Origin of the sequence: Pseudomonas karstica (genome assembly GCF_009707515.1) — a bacterium.
GTDB lineage: Bacteria > Pseudomonadota > Gammaproteobacteria > Pseudomonadales > Pseudomonadaceae > Aquipseudomonas > Aquipseudomonas karstica.
In genome coordinates, this window is sequence record NZ_WLYI01000092.1 from 1 (window position 1) to 477 (window position 477).

The 477-nt window shown below is 62.5% G+C and carries 1 protein-coding gene; it reads right to left on the bottom strand.

The features are described from left to right. On the bottom strand, positions 1 to 477 hold a 477-nt coding region (locus GIR22_RS25850), incomplete at both ends, for a phosphopantetheine-binding protein (RefSeq protein ID WP_246208494.1).

Here is a 477-nt window from a genome sequence, read left to right on the forward strand (position 1 = left end):
CTCTCCAAAAGCCCGCGGTTCTCAAAGCCAAACTGCGCTTGCAAGACATAAGGATCGCCCTGCTCGGCGGCAAGGTGATGGTAAAGGATACCTTCTTGCAGCGGCGCCAGCGGGTAGATGTCCTGCACGTTGCGCGTACCGCCCGGCACCGTGGCCACGATGCGGTCGATGGTCGGCTGATCCAGATTGATCAGCGGCAGCATGCCAGGGGTGATGTGTTCGCAATCGGCCGGGATCAGGTTGGCCGGGACACTCACTTCAGTGCTGCCACCCACCGCCGCCGCCAGTGCGGCCAGGGTTGGCTGGCCGAACAAGACGCGAACGTCGGCGCTTAGACCGACCTGGCGCATCCGCCCAATCAGGCTGACGGCCAACAGCGAATGCCCACCGAGTTCGAAGAAGTGGTCGTGACGACCGACACGCTCGACCTTGAGCAGGTCTTGCCAAATTTGCGCCAGCGACGTCTCGATTTCGCCT